The sequence below is a fragment of the Nocardia sp. NPDC059177 genome, from assembly GCF_042755165.1.
Classification (GTDB): domain Bacteria; phylum Actinomycetota; class Actinomycetes; order Mycobacteriales; family Mycobacteriaceae; genus Nocardia.
Genome location: NZ_JBHZBX010000004.1, coordinates 65923 through 82798, shown reverse-complemented (window position 1 = coordinate 82798; position 16876 = coordinate 65923). Strand labels below are relative to the sequence as shown.

17 protein-coding genes are annotated in these 16876 nt (G+C 68.8%); 9 read left to right on the top strand and 8 right to left on the bottom strand.

From position 1 onward, the window contains the following. Window positions 1-10 precede the first annotated feature (10 nt). Entirely contained in the window at window positions 11-1372 is a 1362-nt protein-coding gene (locus ACFXK0_RS06770; protein ID WP_379408880.1) for a M20/M25/M40 family metallo-hydrolase, read from the bottom strand. 154 nt (window positions 1373-1526) lie between these two features. On the opposite strand from ACFXK0_RS06770, the gene ACFXK0_RS06765 reads away from it, so the two are divergent. Next, window positions 1527-2480, top strand: a complete 954-nt coding sequence (locus ACFXK0_RS06765; RefSeq protein ID WP_379408879.1) for an endonuclease/exonuclease/phosphatase family protein — start codon at window positions 1527-1529, stop codon at window positions 2478-2480. Window positions 2481-2605: 125 nt separating this feature from the next. Here ACFXK0_RS06765 and ACFXK0_RS06760 read toward each other — a convergent pair whose 3' ends face one another. The 3 genes from ACFXK0_RS06760 to ACFXK0_RS06750 all read right to left on the bottom strand — a co-directional run bounded on the left by ACFXK0_RS06760 (window position 2606) and on the right by ACFXK0_RS06750 (window position 5227). Beyond that, on the bottom strand, window positions 2606-3607 hold the full coding sequence (locus ACFXK0_RS06760) for a DUF6745 domain-containing protein (protein WP_379408878.1): 1002 nt from the start codon (window positions 3605-3607) through the stop codon (window positions 2606-2608). Continuing rightward, entirely contained in the window at window positions 3607-3933 is a 327-nt protein-coding gene (locus ACFXK0_RS06755; RefSeq protein WP_379408877.1) for a hypothetical protein, read from the bottom strand. Before ACFXK0_RS06755 ends, ACFXK0_RS06760 begins: the two co-directional genes overlap by 1 nt. Before the next feature lie 145 nt (window positions 3934-4078). Then, window positions 4079-5227 (bottom strand): RNA-guided endonuclease InsQ/TnpB family protein, encoded by a 1149-nt coding sequence (locus tag ACFXK0_RS06750; RefSeq protein ID WP_379408876.1) that lies wholly within the window; start codon window positions 5225-5227, stop codon window positions 4079-4081. Window positions 5228-5337: 110 nt separating this feature from the next. Between ACFXK0_RS06750 and ACFXK0_RS06745 the strand changes: the two genes are divergently transcribed. From ACFXK0_RS06745 to ACFXK0_RS06715, 7 genes are all read left to right on the top strand, one after another. After that, window positions 5338-5685 carry a transposase gene (locus tag ACFXK0_RS06745; RefSeq protein WP_379408875.1) on the top strand — a complete coding sequence of 116 codons (348 nt, stop codon included), beginning with the start codon at window positions 5338-5340 and terminating at the stop codon, window positions 5683-5685. Beyond that, window positions 5685-6602, top strand: coding sequence for an IS3 family transposase (locus ACFXK0_RS06740; RefSeq protein WP_379408874.1), 918 nt, complete (start codon window positions 5685-5687; stop codon window positions 6600-6602). Before ACFXK0_RS06745 ends, ACFXK0_RS06740 begins: the two co-directional genes overlap by 1 nt. A 204-nt stretch (window positions 6603-6806) precedes the next feature. Continuing rightward, a complete protein-coding gene (locus ACFXK0_RS06735) occupies window positions 6807-7784 on the top strand; it encodes an STM4015 family protein (RefSeq protein ID WP_379408873.1) in 978 nt (325 codons plus the stop codon). 4 nt (window positions 7785-7788) lie between these two features. Further along, on the top strand, window positions 7789-8883 hold the full coding sequence (locus ACFXK0_RS06730; protein WP_379408872.1) for an STM4014 family protein: 1095 nt from the start codon (window positions 7789-7791) through the stop codon (window positions 8881-8883). Next, entirely contained in the window at window positions 8880-9722 is an 843-nt protein-coding gene (locus ACFXK0_RS06725) for an STM4013/SEN3800 family hydrolase (protein ID WP_379408871.1), read from the top strand. Before ACFXK0_RS06730 ends, ACFXK0_RS06725 begins: the two co-directional genes overlap by 4 nt. After that, window positions 9719-11056, top strand: a complete 1338-nt coding sequence (locus ACFXK0_RS06720) for an STM4012 family radical SAM protein (protein ID WP_379408870.1) — start codon at window positions 9719-9721, stop codon at window positions 11054-11056. Before ACFXK0_RS06725 ends, ACFXK0_RS06720 begins: the two co-directional genes overlap by 4 nt. A 14-nt stretch (window positions 11057-11070) precedes the next feature. Further along, the gene (locus ACFXK0_RS06715; protein WP_379408869.1) at window positions 11071-12003 is read left to right on the top strand and encodes an STM4011 family radical SAM protein; all 933 of its coding nucleotides are present in this window, start codon (window positions 11071-11073) and stop codon (window positions 12001-12003) included. A 14-nt stretch (window positions 12004-12017) separates the two neighbouring features. Here ACFXK0_RS06715 and ACFXK0_RS06710 read toward each other — a convergent pair whose 3' ends face one another. After that, a complete protein-coding gene (locus tag ACFXK0_RS06710; protein ID WP_379408868.1) occupies window positions 12018-13094 on the bottom strand; it encodes a metallophosphoesterase in 1077 nt (358 codons plus the stop codon). A gap of 128 nt (window positions 13095-13222) precedes the next feature. Then, on the bottom strand, window positions 13223-14659 hold the full coding sequence (locus tag ACFXK0_RS06705; protein ID WP_379408867.1) for a sugar porter family MFS transporter: 1437 nt from the start codon (window positions 14657-14659) through the stop codon (window positions 13223-13225). 92 nt (window positions 14660-14751) lie between these two features. On the opposite strand from ACFXK0_RS06705, the gene ppk2 reads away from it, so the two are divergent. Then, window positions 14752-15687, top strand: coding sequence for a polyphosphate kinase 2 (ppk2, locus tag ACFXK0_RS06700; protein ID WP_379408866.1), 936 nt, complete (start codon window positions 14752-14754; stop codon window positions 15685-15687). A gap of 5 nt (window positions 15688-15692) precedes the next feature. On the opposite strand, the gene ACFXK0_RS06695 is transcribed toward ppk2, so the two are convergent. Both ACFXK0_RS06695 and ACFXK0_RS06690 read right to left on the bottom strand, forming a co-directional pair. Then, on the bottom strand, window positions 15693-16430 hold the full coding sequence (locus ACFXK0_RS06695) for a hypothetical protein (protein WP_379408865.1): 738 nt from the start codon (window positions 16428-16430) through the stop codon (window positions 15693-15695). 135 nt (window positions 16431-16565) lie between these two features. Then, the gene (locus ACFXK0_RS06690; RefSeq protein WP_379408864.1) at window positions 16566-16874 is read right to left on the bottom strand and encodes a hypothetical protein; all 309 of its coding nucleotides are present in this window, start codon (window positions 16872-16874) and stop codon (window positions 16566-16568) included. Window positions 16875-16876: the final 2 nt, after the last annotated feature.

Below are 16876 nucleotides of genomic sequence, written 5' to 3'. Positions count from 1 at the left end.
TGGTGGTCGATCAGCTGTGCAGAAGGAAATGTTCCAGCACGCGGGTGCCGAATTCCAGTGATTGCACCGGTACCCGCTCGTCCACCCCGTGGAACAGGGCGGTGAAGTCCAGCTCCGGCGGCAGTTGCAGCGGCGCGAAGCCGAAGCAGCGAATACCCAGCCGCGCGAAGGCTTTCGCGTCGGTGCCGCCGGAGAGCATGTAGGGCACGGTGCGGCCGTTCGGGTCGTTGGCGAGCACCGCGTCGTTCATCGCGTCCACGAGGTGCCCGTCGAAGGTGGTCTCATAGGAGTCCAGTGCGGTGATCCACTCGCGCTCCACATCGGGGCCGATGAGTTCGTCGACCTCGCGTTCGAAGGCCGCCTGCCTGCCGGGCACCACCCGGCAGTCCACCACCGCCTCGGCGGTCTGCGGGATCACATTCGCCTTGTAGCCGGCCTGCAACATGGTCGGATTCGCGGTGTCGCGCAGGGTGGCGCCGATGATGCGCGAGATGGTGCCCAGCTTGGCGAGCTGGCCCTCGATGTCGGGACTGTCCGGATCGAACTGCAGACCGGACTCCTCGCTGACGGCGGCGAGGAATTCGGCGACCGAATCCGAGAGCACCACCGGGAAGGTGTGGCGGCCCAGCCGGGCGACTGCCTCGGCGAGAATGGTGACCGCGTTGTCGTCGTGCAGGAACGAACCGTGGCCGGCTCTGGCCTTGGCGCGCAAGCGCATCCAGCCCAGGCCCTTCTCGGCGGTCTCCACCAGGTAGAGCCTGCGTTCGGTGCCGTCGGGACGCGGCACGGTCAGCGAGAAGCCGCCGACCTCACCGACAGCCTCGGTGACACCGTCGAACAGGTCGGGCCGGTTGTCGACCAGCCACTGCGAACCCCACCTGCCGCCGTTCTCCTCGTCGGCCAGGAACGCGAACACCAGATCCCGTGGCGGCACGGTGCCTTCGGTCTTGAACTGGCGCGCCAGCGCCAAGGTCATGCCGACCATGTCCTTCATGTCGATCGCGCCGCGACCCCACACGTAGCCGTCACGCACCGCCCCCGAGAACGGGTGCACGCTCCAGTCGGCGGCCTCGGCGGGCACCACGTCCAGGTGCCCGTGGATCATCAGCGCGCCACGGCTCGCGTCGGCGCCCTTCAGCCTGGCGAACACATTGCCGCGACCCGGGGCGCCCGACTCGACGTAGACGGTCTCGTAACCGACCTCCTGCAGCTGCAGCGCGACCCATTCGGCGCACTCCCGTTCGCCCTTGGTGGTCGCGAGCTCGCCGGTGTTGGAGGTGTCGAACCGGATCAGCGCGCTGACCAGGTCCACCACCTCGTCTTCCGCGCGGGACCGTCCAGGGGAAACCGAATTCTCGTCAGATGCCGACACGTCCCCTTTCCTACCACCCCCGGGCCTCGTCCCGCGCCATCTCCCCTGGCGCCCGCCGATTCCGCGCTGCTCGGCCCGCGTCGGCTGCTCCGGCTCGTGCTGAACGGAATTCACCGGACCGGCCGACGTGCGAGGCGTGTGGTTGGCTGTCGGTATGCGTGCGCGGGTACTTCGGGTCGGAACGCTGGTGGTCGCCGTGGCGGGAACGGTGGCGGCGGTCGCCGGGGTGGCGCTGCATTTCCTCGGGTGGCCGGTCGAGGTGCTGGTGCTGGCGGCCTCGGGCGCGCCGGTGCTGATGTGTGGCGCGATGGTCGGGGTGGTCGGGTTCGCCGCGGTGCGGCAGTGGCTCGCGGCCGGTGCCGCTGTGGTGGTGTCGGCCGTCGCGGTGGCCACCCAGGCGCCGCTGTACTTCGCCGACGGTGGCGGCGACGGGTTGCCGATCACCGCCGTGCAAGCCAATCTGCTGTTCGACGGCGCCGATCCGGCCGCGTTCGTGGAGCTCGTGCGTGCGCACAATGTCGACCTGCTCACCGTGAACGAACTGACTCGCGCTGCTGTCACCGAACTCGGCCTTGCCGGATTGGATGATTTGCTGCCGCACCGCTACCTGGCGCCGGGGCAGACCGCGAGCGGGACCGGGATCTGGAGCCGCTATCCGCTGTCGGAGACGGTCGAGTACGACGGATTCGTACTGAACCAGATCTCGGCCACCGCCACCGTACCGGGGATCGGGCCGGTCGCGATCTACGCGGTGCATCCAGTGCCGCCGATCTACGACATCGGTGTGTGGGCCGACGAGTTGTCGCGGCTGACCACGATTCTCGACCAAGCGCCGGGTGACCGGCCGGTGGTCGTCGGCGGGGATTTCAACGCCACCCACGACCACACGCGTTTCCGCGCGATGACCGGCGGTCGCTACGCCGACGCCGGGGCGCAGGCGGGCGCGGGTCGGCTGGTCACCTATCCGACCGACAAGCGGGTGCCGCCGCTGGTCGGCATCGATCACTTCCTACTGGCCGATGCGCATGCGACCGAGGTCGAGACCGTCGATCTGCCCGGTGCCGATCACCGCGCGCTGGTGGCGCGCATCGTCGTGCACCGAACATAGTTCCCGCTGTACCTCACCGTCCGAGATCCGGCCGGCGCATCTGCCGGCGGCCCCGCACTCGGCCAGCACGGCGTCGACCCGCGCGGCCACGGCCCGGCCCGGACGCGTGGCACCGGTGCGCCGGGTCAGGTCTGCTGTACCGGTTCGTAGGCTTCGGCGGCCAGCCCGAAGGTCCAGGCGACACCTTCGCGCGCGGTGCGGGTGGCCGGCGGCACCCGTAACCAATAGACGCGGTGGCTGCCGTCGGGTTCGGGGGTCGAGTTGACCACCTCGACCATCACCACGTCCTCGTCGTCGGCCAGCGCGATCCGCCACAGCACACCGGTCTCGTCGCGATGCAGCGGGGTGGCCTCGGACTCGGTCAGATAGCGGTCGTAGCCGTAGTACTCGAGCATCACCCGCCGCAGTTCCGCGTTCTCCTCGGCGCGGATGCGCTGCGGGGTCAGTTCGCGCAGACCGTCGAGGAAGTCGGCGGGGACCGGCATCCCGCGCCAGGCGTGGAGCGCGAAACCGTCGGCGTAGACCAGTGCCGGACCGTCGCCGCGATCGAGGCGGCCCGCTTCGTCGCGGTGCAGTTCGAGGGGACGTTCCGACACCACGGCGATCTTCTCGTAGGGCCACCACCAGCCCGCCTCGGCCGCGACGGCGGCGATGCCGTCGAGCGGGCTGCCGGGCGTGGTGTCGAATGCGCTGAGCCAGGCCGCGTCATGCTGGCCCAGTACGGCATCGAGCATCAGCAACCTGAGCCGTCGCGTTGCGCCGCCCGTCCCGGCGACCGGCTCGGTGATGCCGGTGCGGATCCGGTCGACGACCATCTCCGTCACGTCCCAGAGCGGCGCTCCGGTAGCCCGCCAGTGCGCGCTGTAGCCGTGCGTGCAGAGGGCGGTGTGCAGCCGTTCGCGTTCGGCGGCCCACGGCGCGTCGCGGATGGCTGTGCGCACCGAGGCGCCGGTGTCTAGCCCGGCGTCGAGCAACCGCACCGCCTCGCGTGGGGAACCGGCCCAGCGGATCTGTTCGGGTTCGGCCAGTCCCGCACAGGTGTAGGCCAGCCGGACACCGGCTTCCGCGCGAGCCCGGTCACCGGCGCCGGTGGCTGCCGCGACTGCCCGCCAGTCGTAGGTGCTCATCAGTCGGCCACCACCCGGACCGAACCCGGCACGTACTCGCGTTGCCGGATCACCCGAAACCATCCCTTCGGCAGGGCGATCGGCGCGTGTTCCTCGTGCACCACCCGTCCGCCTTCGGGCAGGTGCAGCAGCAGCGGACCGAACACACCCGCCTCCCGGATCAGCGTGCCGGGACCGGGGATCGCGTGTGCGTGGCCGGTGACCTCGCCCAGTGCCAGCACCAATCGGCCCCGGCTGTCGCGTGCTTCGCCCCGCGTCGTGTGGGCACTGCCGGGAACGGCGTGTTCGGCCAGCGGCACGATCAGTACATCGCCTTGTCGGTACATGTCTTTCTCCCAGTCACGGTCCCCAGCGGACCTGTCGTGTGCGCCGACGTTGACGTCCTCCCCGGCCTAAGGCCGAGGATTCCTACCAGCACCCGCACGGGCGCTCTCGATGGGTTCCTGTTTCACCGGGACACGCCTACCACCGCTAGGCGGCAGGACTTACCATCCCTCCGCAAGCGTTTAACCTCTCCGCCCGTCCAGCGGCGAGGATATTCTTGGCAGCGTTCAGATCACGATCGTGGACCGCCCCACACGAGCAGGCCCACATGCGGACATGCAGCGGCTTCTTCTCCCCGACCACACCGCACGTCGAGCATGTGCGCGTCGATGGAAAGAACCGGTCCACCTTCACCAACGTGCGCCCATACCGGGCCGCTTTCTCCTCCAACATGCGGATGAACATCCCCCACCCCGCATCATGCACCGACTTCGCCAACCGAGTCCGCGCCAAACCCTTCACACACAAATCCTCGACATAGACCGCTTGGTTCTCACGAATCAGAGCCGTGGACTGTTTATGCGCGAAGTCGCGCCGGGCGTCGGCCACCTTCGCGTGGGCCTTGGCGACCCGCAGGCGTGCCTTGGCCCGATTCTTCGAACCCTTCTCCTTGCGCGACAAACCCTGTTGCGCCTTCCGCAACCGTCGTTCGGCACGGCGGAAGAACTTCGGCGAGGTGATGACCTTCCCATCCGAGCAGACCGCGAACGTCGTGAGTCCCAGATCGATACCCACCTCGGCGTCGATGCCTGGCAACGACTCCGGGTTCACCTCGACCACGAACGACGCGAAATAGCGACCCGCCGCGTCGACGATGACCGACACGCTCGACGGCTCCGACGGCAGTACACGCGACCAGCGGACCGCGACATCCCCGACCTTCGGCAAACGCAGCCTCCCACTGTCGGTGACCGCGAAACGCGCGTTGCGGGTGAACCGGATCGACTGCCGATTGTCCTTGCGGGAACGAAACCTCGGCGGCGCCACCCGCGCACCCTTCCGCTTCCCGGTCACCGAGGCGAAGAAGTTGCGGTACGCGGTATCGAGATCGGCGAGGGCTTGCTGCAACACCACCGACGACACCTCGGCAAGCCACGCACGCTCCGGCGACTTCTTCGACTCGGTCAACCGCTTCGACAACGCACTGTTCGACAGGCGCGGCGCACCGGATCGGTAGGCGTGCATGCGTGCCGCGAGCGCGTCGTTGTACACCACCCGCGCGCACCCGAACGCCCGCGCCAACGCGATCCGCTGGCCGGGCGTCGGGTAGACGCGGAAGTTGTACCGGAGCTGCACGTTTCGAGCCTATCCCAAGGGTCTGACAGCACAGTCCGGTCTCGGGCACGCTCGGCCCCGGAGCCCTCTGAGGCTCCCCCCGGATAGTGGACACCTGATTCGCAGGACGAATGCCATGCTGGAAGGATGTCCTGATGCCTCCTCACAAGGCGTCGGTCGTTCACGACCGAGTACAAGGTCGAAGTGCCCATCGCGTGATCGATTCCGGTCGCACGATCGCCGAAGTCGCCCGGGAACTGGGCCTCAACGAAGGCCTGCTCAGCAACTGGGTCAAGGACGAGCGGCGTAGGACCGCCGCCGCCGAGGCCCACGGGGACAAGCCCCTGGACGCGGCCGAGCGCGCCGAGTTGTTGCGGCTGCGCAAACAGGTCGCCGAGCTGGAGAAAGACAACTCTTTCCTAGTAAGAGCCTCGGCGTACTTTGCCGCGATGCAGAAGAACCGTCCCGGTTCGATCTGATGGCCAAGTACGCCGGCCCCGACAACGTCGAAGAGACCGCTGGCACCGAAACTACTGAGGGGCAAAGGTTTTCACTTACCCGGATGGCACGGCTGCTGAAGGTTTCCACCTCCGGCTACTACCAGTACCGCAAGCGCAGGGCGGCGACAGTTTTGACGCCGCGCCAGCAGCGACGCGCGGATCTGGAAATGAAGATCACCGGAGTCCACACCGACTCCCGAGGCACCTACGGGGCGCCACGGATCACCGCCGAGCTGCACGAACAGGGTGAGCGGGTCACCGAGAAGACTGTCGCCAAGATCATGGCCTCGATCGGGCTCGAGGGCATCAGCCCCCGCACGTTCAAGATGCGCACGACCGTGGTCGACCCGACCGCGTCGTTCCCGCCGGATCTGGTGGACCGTGTCTTCGACCAGGGCCGCCCGGACGCGGCCTGGTTCACCGACATCACCTATCCCACCTGCGGTGACGGCGAGATGTTCTTGTGCGCGATCCGCGACGGGCATTCCCGGAAAGTGCTGGGTTACAGCATCGCCGACCACATCGGCGCCGATGTGGTGACCGAGGCGATCGATGCCGCGGTCCTCGCGCGGGGTGGTCGTTGTCGCGGGACCGTCCTGCATTCCGATCGTGGCGGGGAGTTCACCGCACGTCTGACCGCGAAAGCCTGTTTCCGGCACGGGCTGCGGCGATCGATGGGCGCGACCGGGATTTGCTGGGAAAACAGCCCCGCGGAATCGTTCTGGTCGAGTTTCAAGCACGAGGAATATTGCCGGCACGTGTATGCGACGAAAGCCGAACTCGTTGCCGCGGTTGACAACTGGATCAGTTGCTACAAAACTGTGCGGCGGCACTCGGCGATCGGGATGCAAAGTCCTGACAGCTTCGAACGTTCAATCCGAGCGGTTGCCGCCTGAATCTCGTAATCCCTTGTCCACCGATCGGGGGGAACCTCACTCCTCGTGTGGGCTTTCACCCCCGCCTTGAAGGGCGGAGCACTGGCCCACACCCGGTAGCGGTGACCACCCCGACAATTCGGCCCGGCGCGACATCTGTCGGTGGCACTTGGTAGAAACGCAGGCGTCACCACCGGGGCGGCACGTCGAAAGGGGCGGGAGTTCATGACCATCGGAGAGCACCTGAGCGAGTGGGGCGGTTTGCCCACCCACCAATTTCCCGACCGGCACACCGACGCCGCCACCCAGGCAGCCGCGGTGCGTGACTTGCCCGCGGCCGATGAGGTGGCCTGGCGTATCGGCGTGGAATCCTACGACCCCGAGGAGACCTGGACCGAGGCCTTCGCCCGGTTCCTGGACACCGTCGACCCAGGACAGGTCCGCGCGCTCGTCGTCGGATGCTGGCCCGATGCCTACGACAGCGGCCCCGAGGAGATCTTCGCCGCGATCGTCGCCGCCCGCGACCGGCTGCCCGCCCTGCGCGCGCTGTTCGTCGGCGACATCGTGATGGAGGAGTGCGAGATCTCCTGGATCAACCAGGGCGAGGTCGGCACCCTGCTCGACGCCTTCCCCGTGTTGGAGCACTTCGGTGTGCGCGGTGGCCAGAACCTGGTGTTCCCTGCCGTCGAGCACAAGAATCTGCGCAAACTCACCGTCGAGGCGGGCGGACTGCCGGTCGAGGTGGTGCGTGGGGTCGCGGCCAGCGAGCTGCCCGCGCTGGTCGACCTCGAATTGTGGCTCGGCACTCCCGAATACGGCGGCGACAGCGAAGTCGCGGACCTGGCGCCGATCCTGGCCGGCGACCGGCTGCCGAACCTCGAGCGTCTGGCGCTGCGCAACAGCGAGATGCAGGACGCGGTGTGTGCCGCGGTGGCCTCGGCGCCGGTGGTGGCCCGGCTGCGCGAGCTGGATCTGTCGATGGGTGTGCTCACCGACGACGGTGTCGCCGCGCTGCTGGGCGGCCAGCCACTGACGCATCTGAAGTCCCTCGACCTGCACCACAACTACGTGAGCACCGAGATCGGCGCCCGGCTCACCGAAACCCTCACGCCCGCCGGCGTCGCGCTGAACCTCGACACCGACGACGCGGACAGCGACGAAGACGGCGAGACCGTGTGGCGTTTCGTCGCGGTCGGCGAGTGAGCTGATGCGCTGGGTGGTGGTCGGCAATGCCGAGAATCGGCGGGTCCGGCTGTTCACCGAGGCCGCCCGCGCGGCAGGTCATCCGTCGCCACGGGTCCTCCCCTGGCAGCAGGTGCTGGTCGAGGGCGGCCACGATTTCGCGGCCGACGAGGTCGTCCGGCTCGATTCACCGGGTGAGAATCCGGCAGTGGACGCACTGTTGCGCGGAGTGAACGAACAGACACGGGTGGAGGGTTCGGCACGCTGGTACGCGAATTTCCTCGACGCGGTCGGCTCGCTGCGCGGTGGCAGGCGCCTGGATGACACGGGCGATCTCGCCGTGCTGTTCGACAAGCGGCGCTGCCATGCGCGCCTCGCCGCGGCGGGCGTGCCGGTTCCGGCGTCCCCCGCGACTGGACCGGTCGACGGGTGGACGGCGGTGAAGGAGCAGATGCGGGCCGCCGGTGCCGCGCGGGTCTTCGTCAAACCCGCCCACGGCTCGTCCGCGTCGGGAGTGCTCGCGCTAGAGTCGACGGCATCGGGCCGCTGGCAGGCGAGGACCTCGGTCGAAGTCGATCACGAAGGGGCACTGCACAATTCGCTGCGGGTGCGCCGGTACCGCGACGAGCGGGTGATCGCCGGCATTATCGACCGGCTCGCGCCCGACGGTCTACACCTCGAACGCTGGATTCCGAAGGCCACCCTCGACGGCCGCTCGGCCGATCTGCGGGTGGTCGTCGTCGCCGGTCGCGCCACCCATGCGGTGGTACGCACCAGTCGCGGGCCGCTGACCAATCTGCATCTCGGCGGTATCCGCGGCGACCTCGCGGCGGTGCGGGCCGCCGCCGGGGAGCACTGGGCCGAGGCCCTCGCCGTCTGCGAGCGCGCGGCAGCCTGTTTTCCGGCGACGCTGTGCGTGGGCGTGGACCTGCTGCCCGGTATCGGATGGCGGCGGTTCTCCGTCGGCGAGGTCAACGCGTTCGGCGATCTACTGCCCGGCCTCACCGGACTCCCCGGAACTACGGCGGCGGGCCTGGACACCTACGCCACCCAGGTGGCCGCCGCACCCGGGTTCGCTATCGCCACGACCGAACCTGTCATGATCGGATCCGCACGATGACCCGGCCCAGCACCACACCGGATCGCCCGGACATGACCGACGTGGTCGGCCGGGACGACATCCTGTTGCTCACCCTCGACACCCTGCGCTACGACGTCGCGGTCGAACTCGTCGCGGCGGGCAGGCTCCCCACGCTGTCGGCCCATCTGCCCGGCGGCCGATGGCAGCGCCGTCACGCACCCGGCAGTTTCACCTATGCCTCCCACCAGGCGATCTTCGCCGGATTCCTGCCGACTCCGGCCGCACCGGGACCACATCCACGATTGTTCGCGGCCCGGTTCGCCGGCAGTGAGACCACCGCCGAGGGCACCTTCGTCTTCGACGAACCCGATCTGGTCACCGCGCTCGCGGCACGCGGCTATCACACGGTGTGTATCGGCGGGGTCGGGTTCTTCAACAAACAGGGCGCGCTGGGTAGCGTGCTGCCCGATCTGTTCGCCGAAAGCCATTGGGAGCCGGAGTTCTCCGTCGCCTCGCCGACCTCGTTCGAAGCGCAGGTGGCGCGCGCCGAGCAGGTCGTCGCCACGACACCGGCCGGGCAACGCCTGTTCCTGTTCCTCAACGCATCGGCCCTGCACCAGCCCAACTGGTTCCATCTGCCCGGCGCCACCCGCGAGGCGGGTGACAGCCTCGCCACCCACGCGGCCGCACTCGAATACATCGACCGTCACCTCGGCAGGCTCTTCGCCGCGCTGCGCGCGCGTGGGCGCTGCTTCGCGATCGTGTGCTCCGACCACGGCACCGCCTACGGAGACGACGGCTACACCGGTCACCGGCTGGGCCACGAATCCGTGTGGACGGTCCCCTACAGCCATTTCTTCCTGGAGCCGTCCCCATGATCACCACCGCACTGCCCCGGCCGTATCAGCACTACGTCTACGCCTACCCGCACAAGACCGCCTACCGGCCCCTCCCCGACCGGCCGTCGCTGCGCCGGATCTGGGAAGGCGAATCCCGTTCGGCGCTCTCGCTGTACCTGCACATCCCGTTCTGTGAAGTGCGGTGCGGCTTCTGCAACCTGTTCACCCGGGTCGGCGCGCCCGACGATCTCACCGGCCGCTATCTGGACGCCCTCACCCGCCAGGCCCGCGCCACGCGCGCGGCCCTGGGTGAGTCGATACCGCCGAGATTCGCCAACGCCGCGTTCGGTGGCGGCACCCCGACCTTCCTCGACGCGGGCGAGCTGACCCGGCTGTGCGATATCGCCGAAGAGATCATGGGCGCCGATCTGCGCGCGATCCCGCTCTCGGTCGAGGCGTCCCCGTCGACCTGCACCACGGATCGCCTGGCGGTGCTGGCCGAGCGGGGCGCCACCCGGTTGAGTCTGGGCGTGCAAAGTTTCATCGATGCCGAGGCCCGCGCGGCGGTCCGCCCGCAGCGGCGCGCGGATGTCGAGGCGGCACTGGGCCGGGCCAGGGCGGCACGCATCCCGGTGCTCAACATCGATCTGATCTACGGCATCGACGGCCAGACCGCCGCGACCTGGCGACAGTCCCTCGATGCCGCGCTGGCGTGGCGGCCCGAGGAGATCTACCTCTACCCGCTCTATGTCCGTCCGCTGACCGGGCTGGCCCGGCACGCCGATCCCGCCGTGGCCGACCGGGATTGGGACCGGCAGCGACTGGCGCGTTACGCCGAGGGCCGCGATCATCTGCTCGCGCACGGCTACGACCAGGTGTCGATGCGCATGTTCCGCCGACGCGACGCCCCGCCGCAGGGCCCCGACGACTACGCCTGCCAGACCGACGGCATGATCGGCCTGGGCTGCGGCGCCCGCTCCTACACCAGCCGCCTGCACTATTCCTTCGACTACGCCGTCGACATGCGCGAGGTGCGCGGCATCATCGACACCTACGTCGCCACCGGCGATTTCGGCTCCGCGGTGCACGGCCGGGTGATCGACGGTGACGAGGCCGCCCGCAGGCATCTGCTGCAGTCGCTGCTGCAAGCCGACGGCCTGCGGGTCGCCGACTACCGGCAGCGGTTCGGCAGCGATCCGTGGGACGACTTCGGACCACAACTGCACACCCTCGCCGACCGTGGCTGGCTCGCCGACACCGGCGCCGGCCTGCTGCGGCTCTCACCCGACGGGCTGGCCTACTCCGACGCCATCGGCCCCGAGTTCTTCTCCGCCGACGTCCACGCCGCCATGGCCGCCTACGAGCTGCGCTGACCATGGACCTGACGATGCTCTACCGTGGCCCGCTCGCCTCCTGCGACTACGACTGCCCGTACTGCCCGTTCGCCAAGCGCCGCGACAGCACCGAACAGCTCCGCGCCGATCGCGCCGCCCTGCACCGCTTCACGGAGTGGGCGTGCGCGCAGACCGGCGATCGGCTCTCGCTGCTGTTCACGCCGTGGGGCGAGGGGCTGGTGCGCTCGTGGTACCGCACCGCGCTCACGCGACTGTCGCATCAGCCGCACGTCGACCGGGTGGTCATCCAGACCAACCTCAGCGGCCGGCTGGACTGGACCGCGGCCGCCGACCCGGCCACTCTCGCCCTGTGGTGCACCTATCATCCCGGTCAGACGCCCTATCGCCGCTTCCTCGACAAGGCCGAACGGCTCGCGCGCGATGGCATCCGGTTCAGTGTCGGCATCGTCGGCCTGCCTGAACATCTCGAGTACGCCCGGCGTCTGCGCGCCGACCTCCCCGAGCATGTCTATCTCTGGGTGAATGCCGCCGAGGGCCACACCTACACCGACGAGCACGCCGCGGAGTGGACAGCCGTCGACGCGTTGTTCCCCTTCAGCCGCCACCCTCACCGTTCGGCCGGGGCCGCCTGCCGCACCGGGTCATCGGTGATCTCGGTGGACGGCGACGGCACCGTGCGCCGCTGCCACTTCGTCCGCACGCCACTGGGCAATCTCTACGACGGCAGCTACCGAGCCGCGCTCACCCCGCGCCCGTGCCCACTGGCGGTGTGTGACTGCCATATCGGGTACGTCCATCTCGAGACGCTGCCGCTCTACGACCTGTTCGCCGGCGGTGTCCTGGAACGGATCCCGCTCGATCTGCCGCCGCAGCCGAGTTCGAGGCTGGTACTCACCGATGTGACCCCGATGGACTGGTCGAGGACCGGCCAGTGCGCGTCGACGGCCTGCTGCGACTCCGTCTAGCGCACTCGATCCGCTCAGAGGCGACGGTCGAACACCGGTGTGCCGGTGCCGGTGTCGAGGTCGACGGTGACCACCCGCAGGCGCGCGGAGTCCGCGGTCAGGTCCAGCACCATGAAGCCCAGCTCGGCTTGTGTGTCGAACAGGGCGGGGTGCGCCTGGCCCGCCGCGGAACCGTGCCCGCCGCCCGCGGTCTTGCTCGCGGCACCGGACACGATCTGGCGGGTGCCCTTGGTGGCCGGTGTCGGATCGAGGACCTGCAGGGTGTGGTCGTGGCCGGACAGCAGCATCGACACCTTGCCCAGCACATGGTCTTCGAAGAAGCGCTTGGCATGGACCCCGTTGAGCGGTTCGATCGGCAGGCCCTCGTAGTTGCCCGCGTCGCCGTGCGGGCCGTTGCTCAGGTACGGCTGGTGGGTGCAGGCGATCTTCCACTGCGCGGGCGATTCGGCGAGCGCGCGGTCCAGCCAGGCCCGCTGCTCGGTCATGTATGGTCCGTCGACCGACCAGTACGGGTCGAGCAGCGGCGGGATGTAGGCGGCCAGTGGGTTGATGTCGAGGACGAAGAACTCGACCACCGGGTTCTCCTCTGGCACGCGCACCGAGTAGTAGCGGCTCGGCATCCACCAGCGCGCCGACTTGGCGTGGTAGGCCACCTCGTGATTGCCGCGGGCGAGCCAGCCACCGTCGCCGGGAAAGATCGCGCTGGTGTCGTGGTTGCCGAGCACCATCGCCCACGGGAAGTCCAGGCCCGCGTTGGGATCCTCGAACTTCGTGGCGAACTGGAGGTCGTCGGGGCCGGCCGGGCCGGACTCGTAGATGTTGTCGCCCAGGCCGACGGCCAGCGAGAACGGTTCACGCGCATGGAATTGCCTGGCCGCGTCGGCGACCGCCCACTGGGTGCGGGTACCGGTGCCCGCGTCCCCGGTGACCAGCACCCGCACGGTCGATCCGGCGCGCGGGGTGAACTTCGGCACTTCGGCGGGCACCGCGGCAGCGGGGGTGAGCCCGACGAGGGTCAGACCCGCGACGGCACCGGCGGCGCCGGCCAGGACTTCACGGCGGCCGATACCGGCCGGGGACTGCTCGCGCATGCTCACCTTCTGCACTCGAGGACTACCGGACAAGCGACCTGATACTAGATCGCGCAGCTCGACCGGATCACACGACGTGCCATCCGCGCACGGCAATCGGCCGGCGCGAACACCGGGGTGGCGGTGTATCAGGCGTGCGCGGACGGGTGTTCGTAGCCGGTCGCCTCGTCCATGTCCTCGAGGGTCATCCCCTTGGTCTCCGGCACGAAGCGGGCGACGAACAGCAGCGAGAGCAGGGCGAAGGCCGCGTACATGCCGTAGGCGACACCGAGCGAGAAGGTCTTCAGGCTCGGGAACGAGACGGTGATCGCCCAGTTGGCCGCCCACTGACCGGCCGCGGCGAGCGAGAGCGCCGCACCACGGATGCGGTTGGGGAACATCTCCCCCAGCAGCACCCACACGACCGGACCCCAGCTCATGCCGAAGAAGACGACGAACAGGTTCGCCGCGACCAGCGCGATCGGCCCGAGCGCGCCGGTGAGCTGCGGCTCGAGCACACCCTCGGCATCGGGTACCTGGTCCGCGCTGCCGAAGCACAGCGCCATGGTGGCCAGGGTGACTGTCATACCGATCGAGCCGATCAGCAGCAGCGGCCTGCGCCCGATCTTGTCGATGAGCAGGATCGCCACGATGGTGGTCGCGATATTGACCACCGAGGTGAACACGCTGATCTGGAACGACTGTGATTCCTCGAAACCGACCGCCTCCCAGAGGATGTTCGAGTAGTAGAAGATGACATTGATGCCGACGGCCTGCTGGAACACCGACAGCATCAGCCCGACCCAGACCACCGGATAGATCCCGTTTCCCGGCTTGCGCAGATCCCGCCACGACGGTTTCGTGTCGCTTTCCAGGCTGTCCTTGATCCGGCCGATGGTCAGTTCGAGGTTCTTCTCACCGAACAGCAGCGTCAGCACCCGGCGCGCCTCGGGAATCCGCTGGGTGGCGACCAGATAGCGCGGCGATTCCGGGATGGTGGTGGCCAGCACGCCGTAGACCACCGCGGGCACCGCCATCGACAGGAACATCCAGCGCCACGCCTCGAGCCCGAACCACAGCTGCTCCCCCGCCCCGCCGGCGATGTGGGCGAGCAGGTAGTCGACCAGCAATGCCAGGAAGATGCCGAGCACGATGGCGAGCTGCTGCAACGACCCGAGTCTGCCGCGGATGCGCGCGGGCGCGGTCTCGGCGATATAGGCCGGCGCGATGACCGAGGCGACACCGACGCCCAGTCCACCGATCACCCGGCCGAGCACCAGCGTCCACACATCGGGGGCCAGCGAGGTGACCAGCGCGCTGACGAAGAACAGCACCGCGGCGATCCGCATGACTTTGAGCCGGCCGATCCGGTCGGCGATCCGGCCGGCGGTCATCGCGCCGGCGGCGGCGCCGAGCAGCGCCGAGGCGACCGCGAAGCCGAGAACGGCGTCGTCGACCCCGAATTCGTCCTGGATCGCGGCGACCGCGCCGTTGATCACCGCACTGTCGTAGCCGAACAGCAGCCCGCCCAGCGCCGCCACCGAGGCGATCCGGATGACCCGATTGTTCGAGGTACCCTCGTCCATGGAGTCAGTGTGCGGTATCCGGACCGGGTCGTCGGCCATCGCCACACCGCACGTTCACCTCGCCGACACGCGCGGCCGCTACTGTCCGCGGGATGACCGATGTCGAGATGCGCCCGATCCCCCGCGATCTCAGCGAGATCGCCGATCTCGCCACCGCCGTGGATCTCACCGACACCACCGCGTTCACCGTCGACGACACCGACGACGACGATCCGATCCTGCTCACCCACCCCGAGGGCCGCATCGTCGACACCTGGCGCGAGGGGTACCCGTACGACGAGCGGCTCTCGCACACGGAATACGAGGCCGACAAGCGACTGCTGCAGATCGAGCTGCTCAAGCTGCAGAACTGGGTGAAGGCGACCGGCCGGCGCGTGGTCATCGTGTTCGAGGGGCGCGACGCGGCGGGCAAGGGCGGCACCATCAAACGATTCATGGAGCATCTGAATCCGCGCGGGGCGCGGGTGGTGGCGCTGGAGAAGCCGTCGGCCCGCGAGTCCACCCAGTGGTATTTCCAGCGCTACGTCGAGCATCTGCCCGCCGCGGGCGAGCTCGTGCTCTTCGACCGGTCCTGGTACAACCGCGCCGGGGTCGAGCGGGTGATGGGATTCTGCTCGCCCGAACAGCATCGGCGGTTCCTGGCCCAGGTGCCGCTGTTCGAGCGGATGCTCGTCGAGGACGGCATCGATCTGGTGAAATTCTGGTTCTCGGTCTCCCCGCTGGAACAGCGCACCCGCTTCGCCATCCGCCAGGTCGATCCGGTCCGGCAGTGGAAGCTCTCACCGATGGATCTGGCGTCGCTGGACAAGTGGGACCGCTACACCGCGGCCAAAGAGGAGAACTTCGAGCACACCGACACCGATCACGCACCGTGGATCGTGGTCAAGAGCAACGACAAGAAGCGGGCCCGGCTCAACGCGATGCGGCATGTGCTCGGCGGATTCGACTACGCCAACAAGGATCGCGGGATCGTCGGCACCGCGGACCCACTGATCGTGGGCCGCGGGCGCGACGTGCTCGGTTCCTGAATCGGCTAGCGGGTGAATGCGACCCGGTGCGCCTCGGTCATCAGCGTCGCCAGTTCGGCGCGTTCGGTGTCGTCGAGGGCGTCGAAGCAGGGCTCGATGAGCTCGTCGGTCAGCTTCTCCGCGGCGGCCCAGCGGACCCGCTGGTCGTCGGTGATCTCCTCGAAGGGCGCTGTCCAGCCGAGACGCTGCGCCTGGGTGGGTCCGTCGGCGATCGGTGAGCCGGCGATGAGGATGGCCTGCAAGGGGGTGAGCCCCTGGGCGAGCACGGCGAGCAGATGGAGGCCGCCGCGCAGTTCCCGCAGGACATGCGTCGCCTGCAGCACGGCGGCGGGTCCGTCGGCGGGCAGCGGCATGGCCCGCCAGCCCGCGAACAGGCCAAGCGCCGGAGTCGGCGCCGCCGCATTGACCCGCTGCAACAGCTCCACCAGGCGGTCGGCCTGCGCGAAGCCGGCCAGCCGGCGACGGCCGAAGTCGTGGCAGGCGGCGAGGTAGCCTGTGGCGGCCGCCTCGGCCGGCATGGGCACCGATTCCCACGCGGGGCGGATACAGTCCGGCGCGAAGAAACCGAACGCGGCGGTGACGACATCGGCGTCGACCTCCCCGAGCACGCCGCCCCGCCCCCGCGCGTAACCCGGATAGAACCCCGGCACTCCGGTCGAGTCGCCGAAGGCGCGTGCCTCGCGCGACATCATGAACGCTCCACCGAGCTCGAGCACCTGCTGTTTGACCGCTGCCGCTGTCATCGTCTGCCACCTTCCACTGTCGACTCTCGACACAGCAGACTTTAGCCGACAATAGTCAGATAGGGGAAGACCTCCGCGCTCTGACGACACGCGGAATCGGCACCCGTCGCCGGGAGCCGGTCCTGACGTCCGCGCTCAGTGCCCGCAGGGGTCGGTCAGATGCAGCCCTTCGTGCACCTTGATCCGGCGATGCTCGGCGAGCACGATCCCGATCCCGACGAGCATGCACACGCCGCACAGCACGCCGGCGATCACGGCCCAACCGGCGAAACCGTACCCGGCGGCGGTCAACGTCGCCGCGAGCAGCACGATCCCGAAGCCGACGAACAGCAATCCGGGCCAGTTGAGCGAATCCTGGATGGATTCTCCGGCGTGCGAGCGGGTGGTGCGTTCGGTATCGGGAAAGATGTGTTCATGGGGATGGGGAAGGCTCGTGGCGTCCATGG